17 protein-coding genes are annotated in these 16,656 nt (G+C 69.6%); 6 read left to right on the plus strand and 11 right to left on the minus strand.

Features of this window, described 5'->3' with window-relative positions; translation table 11 throughout:
* Window positions 1–88: 88 nt before the first annotated feature.
* The 4 genes from ACIA8X_RS39240 (at window position 89) to ACIA8X_RS39255 (ending at window position 4,751) form a co-directional block, all read left to right on the plus strand.
* A complete protein-coding gene (locus ACIA8X_RS39240) occupies window positions 89–1,576 on the plus strand; it encodes an MFS transporter (RefSeq protein WP_399460318.1) in 1,488 nt (495 codons plus the stop codon).
* A gap of 52 nt (window positions 1,577–1,628) precedes the next feature.
* The gene (locus ACIA8X_RS39245; protein WP_399460319.1) at window positions 1,629–2,555 is read left to right on the plus strand and encodes an NADP-dependent oxidoreductase; all 927 of its coding nucleotides are present in this window, start codon (window positions 1,629–1,631) and stop codon (window positions 2,553–2,555) included.
* Between the two features lie 90 nt (window positions 2,556–2,645).
* Entirely contained in the window at window positions 2,646–3,350 is a 705-nt protein-coding gene (locus ACIA8X_RS39250; RefSeq protein WP_393461965.1) for a type 1 glutamine amidotransferase domain-containing protein, read from the plus strand.
* Between the two features lie 84 nt (window positions 3,351–3,434).
* Window positions 3,435–4,751 carry an aldehyde dehydrogenase family protein gene (locus ACIA8X_RS39255; protein ID WP_393461967.1) on the plus strand — a complete coding sequence of 439 codons (1,317 nt, stop codon included), beginning with the start codon at window positions 3,435–3,437 and terminating at the stop codon, window positions 4,749–4,751.
* A gap of 11 nt (window positions 4,752–4,762) precedes the next feature.
* On the opposite strand, the gene ACIA8X_RS39260 is transcribed toward ACIA8X_RS39255, so the two are convergent.
* The 11 genes from ACIA8X_RS39260 to ACIA8X_RS39310 form a co-directional block, all read right to left on the minus strand.
* Window positions 4,763–4,993 (minus strand): hypothetical protein, encoded by a 231-nt coding sequence (locus tag ACIA8X_RS39260; protein ID WP_399460360.1) that lies wholly within the window; start codon window positions 4,991–4,993, stop codon window positions 4,763–4,765.
* 238 nt (window positions 4,994–5,231) lie between these two features.
* Window positions 5,232–5,450, minus strand: a complete 219-nt coding sequence (locus tag ACIA8X_RS39265) for an acyl-CoA thioesterase domain-containing protein (RefSeq protein ID WP_399460361.1) — start codon at window positions 5,448–5,450, stop codon at window positions 5,232–5,234.
* A gap of 144 nt (window positions 5,451–5,594) precedes the next feature.
* Window positions 5,595–6,629, minus strand: coding sequence for a phosphotransferase family protein (locus tag ACIA8X_RS39270; RefSeq protein WP_399460320.1), 1,035 nt, complete (start codon window positions 6,627–6,629; stop codon window positions 5,595–5,597).
* Window positions 6,622–7,404 carry an SDR family oxidoreductase gene (locus ACIA8X_RS39275; protein WP_399460321.1) on the minus strand — a complete coding sequence of 261 codons (783 nt, stop codon included), beginning with the start codon at window positions 7,402–7,404 and terminating at the stop codon, window positions 6,622–6,624. Before ACIA8X_RS39275 ends, ACIA8X_RS39270 begins: the two co-directional genes overlap by 8 nt.
* 1 nt (window position 7,405) lies before the next feature.
* Complete coding sequence (locus ACIA8X_RS39280; RefSeq protein ID WP_393461973.1) at window positions 7,406–8,635, minus strand: acyl-CoA dehydrogenase family protein; 1,230 nt, start codon at window positions 8,633–8,635, stop codon at window positions 7,406–7,408.
* On the minus strand, window positions 8,622–9,434 hold the full coding sequence (locus ACIA8X_RS39285) for an enoyl-CoA hydratase-related protein (protein WP_399460322.1): 813 nt from the start codon (window positions 9,432–9,434) through the stop codon (window positions 8,622–8,624). Before ACIA8X_RS39285 ends, ACIA8X_RS39280 begins: the two co-directional genes overlap by 14 nt.
* Window positions 9,431–10,249 carry an SDR family oxidoreductase gene (locus ACIA8X_RS39290; protein WP_399460323.1) on the minus strand — a complete coding sequence of 273 codons (819 nt, stop codon included), beginning with the start codon at window positions 10,247–10,249 and terminating at the stop codon, window positions 9,431–9,433. The genes ACIA8X_RS39285 and ACIA8X_RS39290 overlap by 4 nt, the downstream gene beginning before the upstream one ends.
* Before the next feature lie 145 nt (window positions 10,250–10,394).
* A complete protein-coding gene (locus tag ACIA8X_RS39295) occupies window positions 10,395–11,090 on the minus strand; it encodes a TetR/AcrR family transcriptional regulator (protein WP_393461979.1) in 696 nt (231 codons plus the stop codon).
* Between the two features lie 55 nt (window positions 11,091–11,145).
* Window positions 11,146–12,669, minus strand: a complete 1,524-nt coding sequence (locus tag ACIA8X_RS39300; RefSeq protein WP_399460324.1) for a class I adenylate-forming enzyme family protein — start codon at window positions 12,667–12,669, stop codon at window positions 11,146–11,148.
* 139 nt (window positions 12,670–12,808) lie between these two features.
* Complete coding sequence (locus ACIA8X_RS39305) at window positions 12,809–13,447, minus strand: HAD family hydrolase (RefSeq protein WP_399460325.1); 639 nt, start codon at window positions 13,445–13,447, stop codon at window positions 12,809–12,811.
* Window position 13,448: 1 nt separating this feature from the next.
* A complete protein-coding gene (locus ACIA8X_RS39310) occupies window positions 13,449–14,648 on the minus strand; it encodes an acetyl-CoA C-acyltransferase (protein WP_399460326.1) in 1,200 nt (399 codons plus the stop codon).
* A 297-nt stretch (window positions 14,649–14,945) separates the two neighbouring features.
* Between ACIA8X_RS39310 and ACIA8X_RS39315 the strand changes: the two genes are divergently transcribed.
* Window positions 14,946–15,785: an alpha/beta fold hydrolase gene (locus tag ACIA8X_RS39315; protein ID WP_399460327.1), complete on the plus strand. Its 840-nt coding sequence runs from the start codon at window positions 14,946–14,948 to the stop codon at window positions 15,783–15,785.
* Window positions 15,786–15,832: 47 nt separating this feature from the next.
* A complete protein-coding gene (locus tag ACIA8X_RS39320; RefSeq protein WP_399460328.1) occupies window positions 15,833–16,654 on the plus strand; it encodes a hypothetical protein in 822 nt (273 codons plus the stop codon).
* The last annotated feature ends 2 nt before the right edge of the window (window positions 16,655–16,656 follow it).

The following is a 16,656-nucleotide window of genomic DNA, read 5'->3' on the forward strand; positions in this document are numbered from 1 at the left end:
TTGGCTGCATCAAGCATCTAATCCTCGACCGGCCCCGTCGGGCTCCCGCCACAACGCCCCGCACCGCACCGCACCGGAGAAAGCACCCGTGTCACAACCCCTTGCTCCGCCGCACGGCCGCCGCCGGGCCGAGACCGCAGTCGTCCTCGCCCTGAGCCTCGCCGCGATGATCGTGTCGATGATGCAGACACTGGTGGTGCCGATCCTCGGCCTGATCCAGAGCAGCCTCGGCGCCAGCGCGGCCGAGGTCAGCTGGGTCACCACCGCGACCCTGCTCTCGGCAGCCGTCTTCACCCCGCTGCTCGGCCGCTTCGGCGACCAGCACGGCAAGAAGCCGACCCTCATCGGCGTGCTGGCGGTGATGATCGTCGGCTCTGTCCTGGCCGCCACGACCGACTCGCTGCTCTGGCTGATCGTCGGCCGCGTGTTGCAGGGCGCCGCCACCGCGATCTTCCCGCTCGCTCTGTCGGTGCTCCGCGAGGAGGTCTCCGCCCGCCGTCTGCCGGGAGCGATGGCACTGGTCAGCGGCACCCTGGCGTTCGGCAGCGGTTTCGCACTGGTCACCACCGGCCTGCTGACCCGCGGCGCCGACGCCGACTACCACCGCGTCTTCTGGCTGGCCACCGGCCTCGCGGTGGTCACCCTGATCGCCGTCGTCCTCCTCGTACCGGCGAGCCGCACCAAGACCGGCGGACGCACCGACATACTCGGCGCCCTGACTCTGGGCCTCTTCCTGATTCTTCTGCTGCTGCCGATCTCCCAGGGGCACGAGTGGGGCTGGACGTCCGCCCGTACGCTGGGCAGCTTCGCCGGAGCGGTCCTCATGGCCGGCGTCTGGAGCTTCACCGAGCGCCGGGTCCGCGAACCCATGGTCGACATGAGGATGTTCCTCCACCGCCCGGTGCTCTTCAGCAACCTCGCGGGCCTCTTCGTGGGATTCGGGATGTTCGCCCAGTTCCTCGGCGTCTCCTACCTGGCGCAGGTGCCGAGGGACGTCGCGGGCTACGGCTTCGGCGCCTCCGTTCTCCGCGCCTCCGTCGAGTACCTGCTGCCCAGTACGATCGCGTCCCTCGTCGTCTCCCAGTTCGGTGGCGTGCTGATCCGCAGGATCGGCCCACGCCTCACCCTCGCCCTCAGCGCCGCGATGGGCATCGCCGGCTTCGCGTGGCTGGCCGCCGCACACTCCTCGACACCCTCGGTCATCGGCGCCGGCATGGCTGTCGGAACAGCCATCAGCCTCGGGTACGCCGCGATGCCCGCCCTCATCGTCGCGGGGGTGCCACCCCACCAGACCGGCATCGCCAACGGCATCAACTCCATCTCCCGGTCCGTAGGCAGCGCGATCGGCAGCGCGCTGATCACCTCACTGCTCGCCTCCAGAACCATCGAGAACCTTCCGGCCGGAGTGCCCCCGCTTCCCGCCGAGAGCCAGTTCACCCTGAGCTTCACCCTTGCCGGTATCGCCTTCGCCTTCGTCCTGGCCCTCTCCCTGGTCGGCCTCAAACCGGGACACCAGGCGCTTCGTACGGAACACCTGCCCGCGACGAAACCGGCCGCCGCCACTACCGCTGCCTGACGAGCCCACCGCGATCCGCACCACTGCACCACTGCACCGAGGAGTCACCACCATGAAAGCGATCACCTACCGCACCTACGGCGGCCCGGAGGTCCTGGAGTACGGCGATGTGCCGAACCCGAAGCTCGGCGTGGACACCGTGCTGGTCCGCGTGAAGGCCGCCTCCGTCAACCCGGTCGACTGGAAGATCCAGGCGGGGTACCTGGACGCCGTCATGGACGCCGTCTTCCCCGTCATCCCCGGCTGGGACGTGGCGGGCGTCGTCGAGGAGACCGGCGCCGGGGTCACCGAGTTCGCTCCAGGTGACGAGGTGATCGGCTACGTCCGTGAGGACTTCGTCTCCCGCGGGACCTTCGCCGAGTACGTCGCCGCCCCGGTCCGTACGCTCGCCCGCAAGCCCGCCAACCTCTCCTTCGAGGAGGCTGCCGGCCTTCCGCTGGCCGGCCTCACCGCGTACCAGGCGCTGACACGAGCCCTGCGGGTGCAGGCCGACGACACCGTGCTGGTGCACGCCGCGGCGGGCGGCGTCGGCTCTCTGGCCGTACAGATCGCAAGGTCGCTCGGCGCCCGGGTCATCGGCACCGCCAGTGAGTACAACCATGTCTACCTGCGAGGGCTGGGAGCGGAGCCGGTCGCCTACGGCGAGGGCCTCAGCGACCGTGTCCACGCCATCGCGCCGCAGGGCGTGGATGCCGTCCTCGACCTCGTCGGCGGGGACGCCCTGAAGGTCTCGGCAGGGCTGCTTGCCGAGGGCGGCCGCCTGGCCTCGGCTGTGGACGGCGCCGTGCTCGGCCTCGGTGGCGGTTACGTCTTCGTGCGACCCGACGCCCGGGACCTGGAGGCTCTCACCGAGCTCGCCGAGCGCGGAGAGCTGCGGGTGGACGTGGCCGCCACGTTCCCACTCGAGCAGGCCGCCGACGCCCAGCGCCTCAACCGTGAGGGCCACACGCGCGGAAAGATCATCATCACCGTCGCCTGAGCCACCGCTCGCCGCCGCACTACCACCGGCACTCCGCCGGACACTCCCCCACCCACCGCGCGACCCGCGCGCACTTTGAAGGAGACAGCTGTGACCGCAGTTCTGTTCGTCGTCACCGGCGCCGACCACTGGACGCTCGCCGACGGCACCCCGCACCCCACCGGCTACTGGGCCGAGGAACTCGCCACACCTCACCGGCTGTTCCGTGAGGCAGGGTTCGACGTCACCGTCGCCACACCCGGCGGCGTTGTTCCGACCGTCGACGCCGTCAGCCTCGCCGCCGAGTCCACCGGCGGCAAGGAGCAGGCCGATGCCATCGGCGCGTACCTGGCTTCCATCCGCGCCGACCTGGAGAACCCGGCCAAGCTCGAAGAGGTCCACCTCGACGCGTACGCCGCCGTCCTCTACCCCGGTGGCCACGGCCCCATGGAGGACCTCGCCGTGGACGCCGGCTCCGGCCGCCTGCTCACCGCGGCGCTGGATTCCGGCAAGCCGCTCGGGGTGCTGTGCCACGCCCCCGCGGCCCTGCTCGCCGCCCGGCGCGAGGACGGCAACTGGCCGTTCGCCGGCTACCGCATGACCGGCTTCACCAACACCGAGGAGACCGCAGCCGGCTTCGCCGACAAGGCCAAGTGGCTGCTCCAGGACCGCCTGGTGGAACTGGGGGCCGACTTCCAGGCCGCGGCCCCGTTCAGCGAGCACGTCGTGGCGGACCGCAATCTGCACACCGGTCAGAACCCCGCCTCCTCGGCGCAGCTCGCCCGGAACCTCATCGACACCCTGAACCGCGGCTGACCCCTTGCCCGACGCCGACGCCCGGGCCGCCCCGCCGCGCGGCGACAAAAGCCCCGTCCCCGTACCGCACCCTGTGAGGGAACCATGAACGACCTCGCGCCCGAGCACCCCGCCGAGCTCGTCGCCCGGCTGCGCGCCACCTTCCGCGCCGGCACCACCAAGCCCGTGTCCTGGCGTATCGACCAGCTGCACCGGATGCGAGCCCTGCTCACCGAGCAGGGGGAGACATTCGCCGCGGCGCTCCACGCCGACCTGGGAAAGAGCTCCACCGAGGCTTACCGCACGGAGATCGACTTCGTCATCCGCGAGATCGACCACACCCTGGAGCATCTCGACGGGTGGCTGCGCCCCGAACCGGCCCCGGTCCCCGCGTTCATCGGGGAGGCGAGTGCCTGGACGCAGTACGACCCCCTGGGCGTCGTACTGGTCATCGCCCCCTGGAACTACCCGGCGCAGCTGCTGCTGTCCCCGGTGGCCGGTGCCCTGGCCGCGGGCAACGCGGTGGTCACCAAGCCCAGCGAACTGGCCCCGGCAACCTCCGCCGCCCTCGCCCGCCTTGTGCCGCAGTACCTCGACATCGACGCGGTCGCCGTGGTCGAAGGCGGGGTGCCGGAGACCACCGCCCTGCTCGAGCAGCGCTTCGACCACATTCTCTACACCGGCAACGGCATGGTCGGCCGCATCGTGATGGCCGCGGCCGCCCGGCACCTCACGCCCGTCACCCTCGAACTGGGCGGCAAGTCCCCGGTGTTCGTGGACCGGGGCACCGACCTGGACACCGTCGCCGCCCGCCTCGCGGCCGGGAAGTTCCTCAACGCCGGGCAGACCTGCGTCGCGCCCGACTATGTCCTCACCGACCCCGAGACCGCTCGTGCTCTGGAGGCCGCCCTGGCCAAGGCCGTCGAGGGGCTGTACGGGTCCGACCCCGCCGCCTCCCCGGAGTACGGGCGAATCGTCAACGAACGTCACTTCGACCGGCTGACCGCTCTCCTCGACTCCGGCCGTCAGGTCACCGGCGGCGTGTACGACCGCGAGACGAAGTACATCGCGCCGACCGTCCTGGCCGAGGTGTCACCGGACGCGCCAGTCATGCAGGAGGAGATCTTCGGCCCGATCCTCCCGATCGTCGAGGTGGCCGGGCTCGACGAGGCCATCCGCTTCATCAACGACCGCGACAAGCCGCTGGCTCTGTATGCGTTCACCGACTCCGACACCACCCGGGAGCGGCTCGCCGCCGAAACCTCCTCCGGCGGCCTCGGGTTCGGCCTGCCGCTGGCCCATCTCACGATCTCCGACCTACCGTTCGGGGGCGTCGGGGAGAGCGGTATGGGCAGCTACCACGGCCGCTACTCCATCGAGACCTTCAGCCACCGCAAAGCCGTCCTCGCCAAGCCCCTGTGACGCACGGGTGGTCAACGCGGGTCGGGGACAGCAGGAGCGGGCGGCGACAGGGACGCTTCCCCGTCGCCGTCCTCCGTCGGCCGGGGCCGGGGCCGGGGCCGGGGCCGGGGCCGGGGCCGGTCGAAGCGTATGAGTCCCTCCTGCGCGACGGCGGCGACCAGGCGCCCGCCCGTGTCGAACAGCCTTCCGCGGGTGAGCGCCCGGCCGTGCTCGGCCGAAGGGGAGACCTGGTCGTACAGCAGTCACTCGTCCGCGCGGAACCCAGCAGCGCCATGTCGCTGAGACAGGTCAGTGCGCAGGCGTGGACGGCACCGTCGTCCGGCAGCGGACGTTCGTACCGGATCCACAGCCGCTGGCAGGCCGGCGCCCCCGGGACGTGGCCGATCTCGCCCCCCGGGCACCCAGCGCATCTCCCAGTGGCGCCATTCCGCGGGCCGCGGCATGCCCCAGCCGTTGATGCGGTCGGACTCCGGGATGTCGTCAGGTGCCGGCACCGCCGGCATGTCCACCTGGTGGGAAAATCCTTCGTCTCCACGATGGAACGACGCCGTCACCGTGAAGATCGCCGCCCCCGCCGGGCCGCAGGAAGTACCCGTGCAGTGAGTGCGCCGCGTACGACCGGTCGAGGGTGCGCGCCGCGGACATCAGCGACTGGGCGGCGATCTGGCCACCGAACGTCCGCGCCCACTCGCTGGGAATCGGGGGCCGGACCGGAACAGGTCCGGCCCGATCTCGTCGAGGGCCAGGACCTCTGGCAGGCCGGCCATGCTTCGGCTCCTCTCACTCACCACTGCTTCTCGCCTCTGAGTGTGGGTGTCGAAGTCCTGTGGGCAGGCGATCGATTCAGATACCTGCCGTGTCCGCGACTTCGTGGGCCTTCGCCACCAGTGCCTCGATACGCTCCGCGGTCGGGGTCCCGGACGCGGCCTTGTTCCGCGGTTCGTCCATCGCGCGGCGCATGACGCCCTCCCCGATGATCGCCACCTTCCACAGCCCCATCGCGTGCCAGTAGCCCAGCGCCGTCAGGTCGCGTCCCGACGTCGCCCGGTAGGCCGCCACGAGTTCCTCGCGGGGCGGGAAGCCGTCGAGAGCCGTCGCGACGAAGTCGCCCAAGGTGTTCTCACTCTTGGCGGGCCAGTAGGCCAGCAGGCTGCCCATGTCCGCCAACGGATCCCCCAGTGTCGACAGCTCCCAGTCGAGAACCGCGGTCACCTCCCCGCTGTCGTAGGAGGTGATGACGTTGCGCAGATGGAAGTCGCCGTGCACGAGCGTCAGTTCGCGCTGCTCCGGCACGGCGGCGACGAGGCGCCGGGTGAGGTCCTCCAGGGCGGGCAGCTCGCGGGTCCTGGACCTCTCCCACTGGGCCGACCACCGCTTGAGCTGACGCTGCGCATACGGCTTGTGGCTGGCCAGACCGGTCAGCCCGGTCGCCTCGAGATCGACCGCGTGGATCTTCGCCAGCGTCCGCGGCAACGACATGCCGATCGCCCGGCGGCGCTCGGGCGTCAACGACCGCGCGATCGACATCTTGTCGACGACCTCGCCGTCCACGAACTCCATGAGCAGCAGCGGGACGTCGGTCACGGCGGGATCCTCGGTCAGCCCGAGCACCCGCGGGGTCGGGACGGCGGTGCTCTCCAGGGAGGACAAAATCCGCGCCTCGCGGGCCACGTCGTGCGCCGACGCCAGCAGCCGACCCAGTGGCGGGCGCCGCAGCACCCATCTGCGGCCGTCCTGATCCTTTACGAGATACGTCAGATTCGACTGGCCCAGCCCGATCCGCTCGAAGGCCAAGGGCCCGGCGAAGTCGACGCCGAGGGTGGCGAACCAGCGGCCCACGGCCCCGGCGTCGATTCCGACGAAGTCCGCGCTAGACACCGACACCGGCTCCTTGCCTGAACGGGAGCGCGTCACCGAGCAGTTGCCCCCCGTCGATCACCATGGTCTCGCCGGTGATCCAACTCGCGGCGTCCGAGACGAGGAAGGCGACCGCGGAGGCGATGTCGGCAGGCTCCCCTATGCGGGCCAGCGCCATCGAGGCGGACACCGCCTGCTCGTGCTCCTTCCACAGGGCCTCGGCCAGCTTCGTGCGCACCACACCCGGTGCCACCGCGTTGACGCGGACCTTCGGCGAGAGCTCCAGGGCCAGTTGCTTGGTGAGATGGATCAGCGCGGCCTTGGAGGCGTTGTACAGCCCGATGTTCGCCTCGGAGGCCATGCCGCCCACCGACGCGGTGTTGACGACCGCCCCGCCGTGCTCCCCCATCCAGGCCCGCGTGGCCAATCCCGTCCACAGAACGGGCGCCCACAGGTTCACGTCGAAGGTCTTCGCGAACCGGCGGTGGTCCTGGTCGATGACCGACCCGTAGGCCGGGTTGGTCCCCGCGTTGTTGACGAGGATGTCCAGGCTACCGAAGCGCTCGAGCGTCAGCTCCACACAGCGCCGAGCCGCCTCTTCGTCGACCGCGTGCGCACCGACGCCGACCGCTGTGCCCTTGACCTGGGCCGCGGCGGCGTCCGCCGCCTCCTGAGAGCGAGAGGTGAGGACGACGTTTCCGCCGGCCTCCGCGATGGCCTGGGCGATGGCCAGCCCGATGCCGCGCGAGGCCCCGGTGACGACGGCGGTGCGACCGGTGAGATCGAGTCCTGCCATCTCAGCTCACCGCCGCCGTCGCCACGTCGCGGTACTGCCGCAGTTCCTGCTTGGCGATGGCCCGCTTGTGAACCTCGTCGGGACCGTCCGCCAGCCGCAACGTCCGCAGATGCGCGTACATCATCGCCAAGGGGAAGTCGTCGGTCACTCCCGCTCCCCCATGCACCTGAATCGCGCGGTCGACGATCCTCAACGCGATGTCGGGGGCAGCCACCTTGATGGCCGCGATCTCGGTGCGCGCTTCCTTGTTCCCGACCGTGTCCATGAGGTACGCGGCCTTGAGCGTGAGCAGACGGATCATCTCGATGTCGATGCGCGCTTCCGCGATCCAGTCCTGGATGTTGGACCGTTCGGCGACCGGACTGCCGAAGGTCACCCGTGACTGTGCGCGTCGGCACATCAGTTCCAGCGCCCGCTCGGCGGCGCCGATGGCCCGCATGCAGTGGTGGATACGACCGGGCCCGAGCCGGGCCTGGCTGATCGCGAAACCCTCACCCTCGCCCTTGAGCACGTCCTTGGCCGGCACCCGGACATCCTCGAAGATGATCTCCGCATGGCCCTCGCGATCCGCGTACCCGAACACCGGGAGGTTGCGGACCACGGTGACCCCGGGGGCGTCGATCGGGACGACCATCATCGACTGCTGGCGATGGGGGGCCGCCGTGGGGTCGGTCTTGCCCATCACGATGAGCACCTTGCAGTTCTTGTGCATCGCGTTGGAGGCGAACCACTTGCGGCCGTTGAGCACGTACTCGTCGCCGTCGCGCTCCATCCGCAGCTCGATGTTGGTGGCGTCGGAACTGGCGACTCGCGGCTCGGTCATCGCGAAGGCCGAGGCCATCGTCCCGTCGAGCAGGGGCTTGAGGTACTTCTCCTTGTGCTCGTCGCTGCCGAACAGCGTGAGCACCTCCATGTTGCCGGTGTCGGGCGCGTTGCAGTTGCACGCCTCGGAGGCGATGTGGCTGCGGCCCATGATCTCCGCCAGCGGCGCGTACTCAAGGTTGGTCAGACCGGGGCCCCACTCCGGGTGCGGGTGGAACAGGTTCCACAGTCCACGCCTGCGCGCCTCGGCCTTGAGCTCCTCGAGGATGGGCGGGTGGAAGTGCGGGTCGCCAGACGCGCGCATCTGCTCGTCGTACACCGCCTCGGCGGGGTAGATGTGCTCATCCATGAACTCGAGCAGATCCGCCCGGTACTTCTTGGCGCGGTCCGACATCTCAAACAGGGACATCCGAACTCCTGACGGGTAGGGAGGGAAAGTTGGGCGGGCGCTTGTCCAGGTGACTGGCCACGCCTTCGACGACGTCGGCCCCGCGGAAGGCCTGGAACATGAGGCCTTCCGCCCGGGTCACGGAATCGGCGTAGGTGCCGTCCGCGTCGTTGCTCAATTGGCTCTTGATGGTGGCCATGGATGCCGGAGAGCATCGCGTCGCCAGATCGGCGGCGTACACGACAGCGGCATCCACCACGCTGCCGGTGGTGACCAGGTGGTCGAGGAGTCCGACACGGAACGCCTCCTCGGCATCCACCATGCGGCTCGACAGCAGCAGGTCCGCTGCCCGGCTGTGCCCGACCAGTCGGGGCAACAGCCAGGAGATCCCATACTCGGCGATCAGTCCGCGTTGCGCGAAGGCAGTGGTGAACCGGGCCGAGGGCGAGCCGAAGCGAAGGTCGCAGTAGAGGGCCTCCACCATGCCCAGGCCGGCGGCCACCCCGTTGATCGCTCCGATCAGCGGTTTGCGCAGGGTCCGCGGAATGTCCCGCGGACGGCGCCGTGCCCTGTCGGCCTCGGAGACCTCGCCGACCGCCTGCAGCCGTTGCAGGTCGGCTCCGGCGCAGAATCCGCGTCCCGCGCCGGTGACCACGACGGCACGTACGTCCGGGTCGTCTTCGGCGGCGTCGAGCAGCGCGAAATAGCGGTCCTCGAGCTCGTCGGTCCAGGCGTTCAGCTTGGCTGGCCTGTTGAACGTGAGCACCAGCACCGGCCCTCGGTGTTCGGCGAGGACGAGTTCACCCGGCGCGCCGGTCATGCCTGCGCCAGCAGGGAGCTCTGGTAGCGGCGCATCCCGCGCAGCCACCTGTCGTAGTCCGAGCCCTTCTGCCGGTACATCTCAAGAACGTCTTCGTGCGGCAGGATCAGGAAGCGCTCGTCCTCGATCGCGGCCAGGACGGAGTCGGCGACGTCGGCCGGCTCCAGGACGTCACCGGCGGAGGTGACGGCCCGCGTCGCGGCCCTTCCCAGCGCGTCCCCGGAGTCCTCCCCGGAGAACAGCAGCCTGGTGTTCACGCCCATCGGGCACAGACAGCTGACGCGGACCCCGCGATCGCCGTAGGTGACACTCAGCCATTCGGCGAAGGCGACGGCCGCGTGCTTGGTGACGGCGTACGTGGCGGAGCCGATCTGGGTGAGCAATCCGGCCGCCGAGGCGGTGCTGACGAAGTAGCCCTCACCGCGCTCGAGCCAGCCCGGTACCAGCAGCTTTGCCGCACGGACGTGGGCTCGCAGATTCACGTCGATCGAGAGGTCCCAGTCCGGCTCGCTCGCGTCGAGGCCGGGTGCCCCGGCGATGCCCGCGTTCGCGAAGTAGAGGTCGACCGGGCCGAAGGCGCTCTCCGCCAGGTCGACCAACTGCTGGATCTGCTCGGTGTCCGACACGTCCGCGCCGGCGCTGACGGTGCTTCCCGGATGGTCGGCGTTGACCGTCTCCGACACCGCCCGCGCGCTGTCCGCGTCGAGGTCCGCGACGACGACCCGGGCACCCGCGCGAGCGAGCCGTGCGACCAGCGCGCTGCCGATACCGCCACCCCCACCGGTGACGATGGCGACTCTTTCTGCAACGTTCACGGCAACCCTCTCCGTTGACGGGGCGTGCGATGCATCCGTGACCTGTATAGTTGAACCCGACGTCAAGTTCAATAGTTGCCCGCACGGAACCACATGGAAAAGCCGCCCAACCCCAGGGGTATGAGCGGCTACGAGGCAGGTGGTTTCAGCGGTGGCCGGGGAACCGCAGGGCGTTCGCCCAGAGCCGGGTGACCGTGGCCACGAGTTCCTCGAAGTCCACCGGCGTACCTTCCTCTTCCTGCCCTTCACTGCGCACGAAGGCGTTGTAGGCCATGACGCTGACCATTCCCGACAGCGCACGGGACGCCATCATCGGATCGACCTCACGGTCGGCGACGCCCCGCGCCTGCAGGTCGGCGATGCCGCGGGCGTTACGGCGGATGAACGCGTCCCCGCGCCGCCTTCGGAACTCACGGAACTCCGGCTCCACTTGGGCGACCTGCTCCAGCAATGCCATCAGCTTCGAGTTCCGCTTGTATGCCGCGAGATAGGCGCGGTTGCTCGCCTCGAGTACCGCATAGGGATCGTCGGTGCCCTGCACCCGGCCCATGCCGGGGTGCATCATGTCCTCCTGCGCCTCCAGGAGGACGGCGGCGAGCACCTCTTCCTTGTTGGCGAAGTAGGTGTAGAAGGATCCCGCCGCGCATTGAGCTTCTTTGGTGATGTCGGTCAGGCGGGTGTCGAGGTAGCCGTCCCGTTCGAACACCTTCCGCGCGGCTTTCACCAATGCTGCCCGTGTCCGAGCTCCGCGCTTCGTCGTAGGCGGCTCGCGAAGGTGCGAGAGGGGCGCCATGGGCGGTGCCTGCTCGCCGTCGATCTCCTCGGGCGCAGTAGTCTCCATCCCGGGAACTCTACTTGAATCCGACACCACAATCACAAACCCGAAGGGCGCGGACTCAGTGGCGGTGGGCGGCAGCGTCGGCGGGCGCCGTGTCACGGGTCAGAGCCGTACGGTCGATGGACCGCTTGAGAATCTTCCCGGTCGGACCCTTGGGCAGCGCGTCGACGAACCGGACGATCCGCGGGATCTTGTAGGCGGACAGCCGCGCTCGTGCCCAGCTCGACACCTCGGCTGCACCGAGCTCGGAACCGGGCCTCGCCGCGATGAGCGCGGCGACCTCCTCGCCGTAGTGCTCGTCGGGAACGCCGATCACGGCTGCCTCGACGATGTCCGGATGCTCGTAGAGAACTTCCTCGACCTCGCCGGGGTAGACGTTGTAACCGCCGCGGATGATCAGGTCCTTGAGACGGTCGACGATGCGCAGGTCCCCGTCCGTGTCGGTTTCACCGAGGTCGCCGGTCCGGAACCAACCGTCGGACGAGATGGCCGCGGCGGTGTCCGCGGGGCGGTTCCAGTAGCCGCGCATCACCGTGGGCCCCTTGATGTGCACCTCGCCGACGCCGCCCGGCGGGCACTCGTTGCCGTCGTCGTCACGCACCTGAACCCGCATCCGCGGCACCGCCCTGCCGGTGTACCCCGTCTTGCCGCCGCGGTCGATGTCGTTGAAGGTGCCGAACGCCGTGGTCTCGGTGAGCCCATACCCTTCGAGGATCGTGCAGCCGAAGCGGGCCTCGAAGGCCCGGGCGATCTCCCCGGGAAGCGACGCGCCGCCGGAGACGGCGACGCGGAGGCCGGCGAAGTCCGCGGGGTTCGCGTCACCCGCCGCGTGCAGCAGCGCGTTCCACATGGTCGGCACGCCGGCCATGATGGTGAGCCGGTCGCGGCGCAGCATGTCCAGCATCGACGCCGGGTCGAAGCGGGCCAGCAACGACATCGAGCCGCCCACGGTCAAGGTCGCCATCATGACCGACGCCTGGCCGAAAACGTGGAACAACGGGAGTCCGGTGCCGGTGCGGTCGGCGCTCGATGCTCGGCTGCACTCGGCGCCGATCTCCCCGGCGGACAGCAGGTTCCCGACGGTGAGTTGGGCCCCCTTCGGCCGCCCTGTGGTACCGGATGTGTACAGGATGGCCGCGGTCTCGTCGCGATCCCGGTCGACGACGTCGGCAGGGGCAGCGGTGACCGGCGCGCCCGGGGACAGCGTCCAAGAGGGCACCGAGAGCGCCTCGGCCGCCTCCGCGACGGCGGGGCCGAGGGCGTGCCATGCGATCGCCAATGAGCATCCGGCGTCGCCGAGAACGTACTCGACCTCCGCCCGGGTGGACATCGTGTTGACCGGCACCACGACACAGCCCGCGGCCTGAATCCCGAGGTAGGCCACCACGAACTCGGGCACCGACGGCGCCGCGAGCAGCACCCGGTCCCCCGGGGACAGGCCCGCGGCGGCCAAGGCGCCCGCGTACCGCATACTCGCGTCACGCAGCTGAAGGTAGGTCCACTGATCCGTGGCGCCGCGCAGTGCGATGTTGTCGGGAGTGGCGGCCGCGTGGCGGCACACAGGATCGAAGACGCTGGTCATGGGCGTGCCTTCCGGGATGTGAGCAGGTGATGGTGCGGGGCGCACCCTCTCCGATGGGTTGACTTGGCCCGGCTTCGGCATCAAGTCCTCGGGCTGCGTGGCCGGATGACCGACCTCACTCCGCCCGGTCGGTGGATCGTCAGGTGATGATCCCGAAGCGTTCGGCGAGTTGGCGACGGGTGTCGGCGGCGCTGGTGTGCAGTACGCCCTCGATTCCGATCCGTGCCGCTCCCTCGAGGTTCTGCTGCAGATCGTCGATCATGACCGCCTCCTCGGGGTCGATGCCGAGGCGTTCACATGCGATCGCGTAGATCCGCCGGGAGGGCTTGCGGATCCCGACCTCGGCGGAGATGACGATCACGTCGGCAACAGCGGCGAGTTCGACCCCGTCGTAGGTTCCGGTACCGAAGGAATTGGACACGAGCGCGACGGGACGGCCGGCGGCTCGGAGATCACCGAGCAGCGCGAGCATGTCCTGGTCGATCGACATGGCCGCCTGCATGCGGGCCGTGAGCCCCTCGGCGACCACGTCGGCTCCGTGCGCACGGAGCCGTTCGGCGAATCCTCGCTCGAAGGCTTCGGCGTCGATACGGCCGCACTCGTGGTCGGCCAGGAGGGTGCGTGATGCCTCGTCCCGGCCGAGGAGGTCGAGCGGCAGGCGCGGGTCGCCGCCGAGCGAGGCGCCGAAGTCCGTGAAAGCCCGCAACACACTGGAAGTGATGACACCGCCGAAGTCCACGAGGACTGCGGTTCGGGCCTTGTCCGTCACGCTCGACATCTCAGGCAACCTCGAACAGTCCGGCTGCGCCCATTCCGCCGCCGACGCACATCGAGATCACCACATACCGGACGCCCCGACGCTTGCCCTCGATGAGGGCATGCCCCACCAGTCGGGCGCCGGTCATTCCGTACGGATGACCGACCGAGATGGCGCCGCCATTGACGTTGAACCGCTCCGGGTCGATGTGCAGTTCGTCCCGGCAGTACAACGCCTGGGAAGCGAACGCCTCATTGAGTTCCCACAGGCCGATGTCGTCAATGGTGAGGTCGTGCTGCTTCAGCAGCTTCGGAATGGCGAACACCGGCCCGATGCCCATCTCGTCCGGCCCGCAACCGGCAACGGTCATACCCCGGTAGACGCCCAGCGGTTCCAGTCCGCGGCGCTCGGCCTCCTTCGACTCCATCAGCACCGACGCCGAGGCCCCGTCCGACAACTGCGAGGAGTTGCCCGCCGTGACGCTGGAATGCTCGCTCACCTGACCGTCCGGCAGCACCGGCGCCAACCCGGCCAGGCCCTCGAGCGTCGTCGACGCGCGGTTGCCCTCGTCCCGGGTCAGGGTCACGGCCTCGTCCCGCAGCTCCCCGGACTGCTTGTCCAGGACCTTCTTGACGCTGTCGAGCGCGACGATCTCCTGGTCGAATCGGCCGGCGTCCTGCGCCGCCGCCGTGCGCTGCTGTGAGGCCAGCGCGAACTCGTCCTGGCGTTCCCGGCTCACGCCGTAGCGTTCGGCGACGATCTCCGCCGTGTGCAGCATCGGCAGGTAGATGCCCGGCGCGTGCTCCACCAGCCAGGGATCCGTCATGCGGTGGGTGTTCATGTGGTCGTTCTGCACCAGGGAGATCGACTCGACCCCGCCGCCGACAGCGATCTGCATTCCGTCCGCGACTATCTGCTTGGCGGCCGTCGCAATGGCCATCAGACCCGACGAGCACTGCCGGTCGATCGTCATCCCCGACACGATGTCCGGAAGTCCGGCACGCAGAGCAGCCTGACGCGCGACATTGAAACCCGAGGACCCCTGCTGCACTGCACAGCCGAAGATCACATCCTCGACCTCACCTCCCTCGAGCCCGGCGCGCTGCACCGCGTGCGCAAGGGCATGGGCGGCAAGTTCCTGCGCCTGGGTGTCGTTGAACGCGCCGCGGTACGCCTTTCCGATCGGCGTCCGTGCCGTCGAAACGATGACTGCTTCCCTCATGTCGCCTCACTGATTCCTGTTGGTCCGGTTCGTCCGGGGCCCTCGGGGCCGGAACTCCGAACGCCGCGAGCCGGGCTCGATTGCCGATAGGGGGGCCGAACGCCAACTGCGGCGGGGAGAGGGCTCATTGACCGACTCCTCGGGTGACCGATGACATGTCATGGCCGCAGGGGTGACAGGGGTCGGCCCGCGACCGTTATAGTTGAATTCGGCGTCAGGTTCAACCATGCCCCGGGTCTTGACAGCCCGCTCCTGCGCCTGGAAGGTACCGACCAGTCGGTATAAAGAGGTGGGGTCGTGACCCAGCTGAGCATCTCCACGGATGCGGGTGTGTTCGACGCGATCGCGGCGGGACCGCCCGAGGGCCGCCCGGTGCTGCTGCTGCACGGCTTCCCGCAGACGGGGCTGGTGTGGCGACGGCAGATCGAGGCCTTGGCCGCGCACGGCTACCGGGTGGCGGCACCCGACCAGCGTGGGTACTCCCCCGGCGCCCGCCCCGAGCGGCCCGAGGGCTATCGCATCAGCCTTCTCGTAGACGACGTGGTCGCGATCAGCGAGGAACTGGGCTGGGCGGCGTTCGACCTCGTCGGCCATGACTGGGGAGGCGCGGTGGCCTGGTGGACCGCGCACGCCCACCCCGACCGCGTACGCACCCTGACGGTTGCCTCGACACCTCATCCCGGCGCCCTGGCCACCGCCCTGCGCACCGACGACGACCAGCGCAAGCGTTCGCAATACATGATCGACTGGCGCGAAACACCCGCGACCGAGGAGCGCATGCTCGCCCACGATGCCCAAGAACTTCGCGGTTTCTACGCCGGAAAGGTCCCGCAAGACAGTGCGGACGCCTACGTACGCCACCTGTCCCAGCCCGGCGCTCTCACCGCGGCACTGAACTGGTACCGGGCCGGCCGCCCCGACGGCGCGATCGACGTTGTCGACCTGCCCACGCTGTACGTCTGGAGCACGGAGGACAGCGCGTTCGGCCCGGCAGCCGCGCAGGAGACCGAGCGATGGGTCAACGGGCCGTACCGGTTCGAGACCCTCCAGGGCGTCAGCCACTGGATCCCCGAGGAGGCGCCCGAAACGCTGAGCCGCCTCCTGCTCGAACACCTGCGAGCGCACGGCGAGTACTGAACCCGCAGCGAATATCCCGTTCGTCGACTCTCCGGAGAGATGACCCCATGGAGACTGCGCGCGCGGCCTGGCGCCGCCTCGAGCCCGTCCACGCAATGATCTACTTCGTCCCCGAGGGGAGGCGACGGTACGCGGACCTCGGCCTGAGCGGTCGCGCCGGGTACTTCACCTCCAGGAGCGCCGCGTTCGGCCGCGCATCCGCCGAGCTGGTCATCTCGACCTTCTACAACTTCAACCCCGATGTCGTACGGCAGGCGGTCGATGGGGCCTGGGACGCCACTACGCCGCAGCAGGTGTTGGACGCGCGGTACGACGCGGCGGGCGAAGCCCTGCGACGGGCGGGAATCCACGGGTTGCCCAACTTCGACGTGGTGCTGGCGCTGACCCGCCGGGCCGCCGAGGCGGCCTGCGAACACGCGCAGGGCCGCCCGCTGTTCGCCGCGCATGCCGCACTGCCTTGGCCGCAGGAGCCGGTACTGCAGCTGTGGCATGCTCAGACACTGCTCCGGGAGTTCCGTGGAGACGGCCATGTCGCGTGCCTGCTGAGCGAGGGTGTCTCAGGCTTGGAGGCCCTGGTTCTGCACGCCGCGACCGGTGATGTTCCCGTCGACTTCCTCAAGGCGAGCCGTGCATGGCCCGAGGAGGAGTGGGCCGGCACCCAGGAGCGCCTACGCACGCGAGGCCTCCTCGACGGCGACTCCCTCAGCCCGGAAGGCGTACTCCTGCGCCGGCACATCGAGGACCGCACCGACCGCCTGGCCCTCCCCGCCTACGCCGTCCTGGGTGACGCCGACTGTGAGCGTCTCGCCGAACTCGCCAGCCCCTTCGGTCGCGCCGTCGTCGAAGCCGGCCTTCTCAAACTCGGCTGACC

This window comes from Streptomyces sp. NPDC051738, assembly GCF_044453205.1.
Classification (GTDB): Bacteria; Actinomycetota; Actinomycetes; order Streptomycetales; family Streptomycetaceae; genus Streptomyces.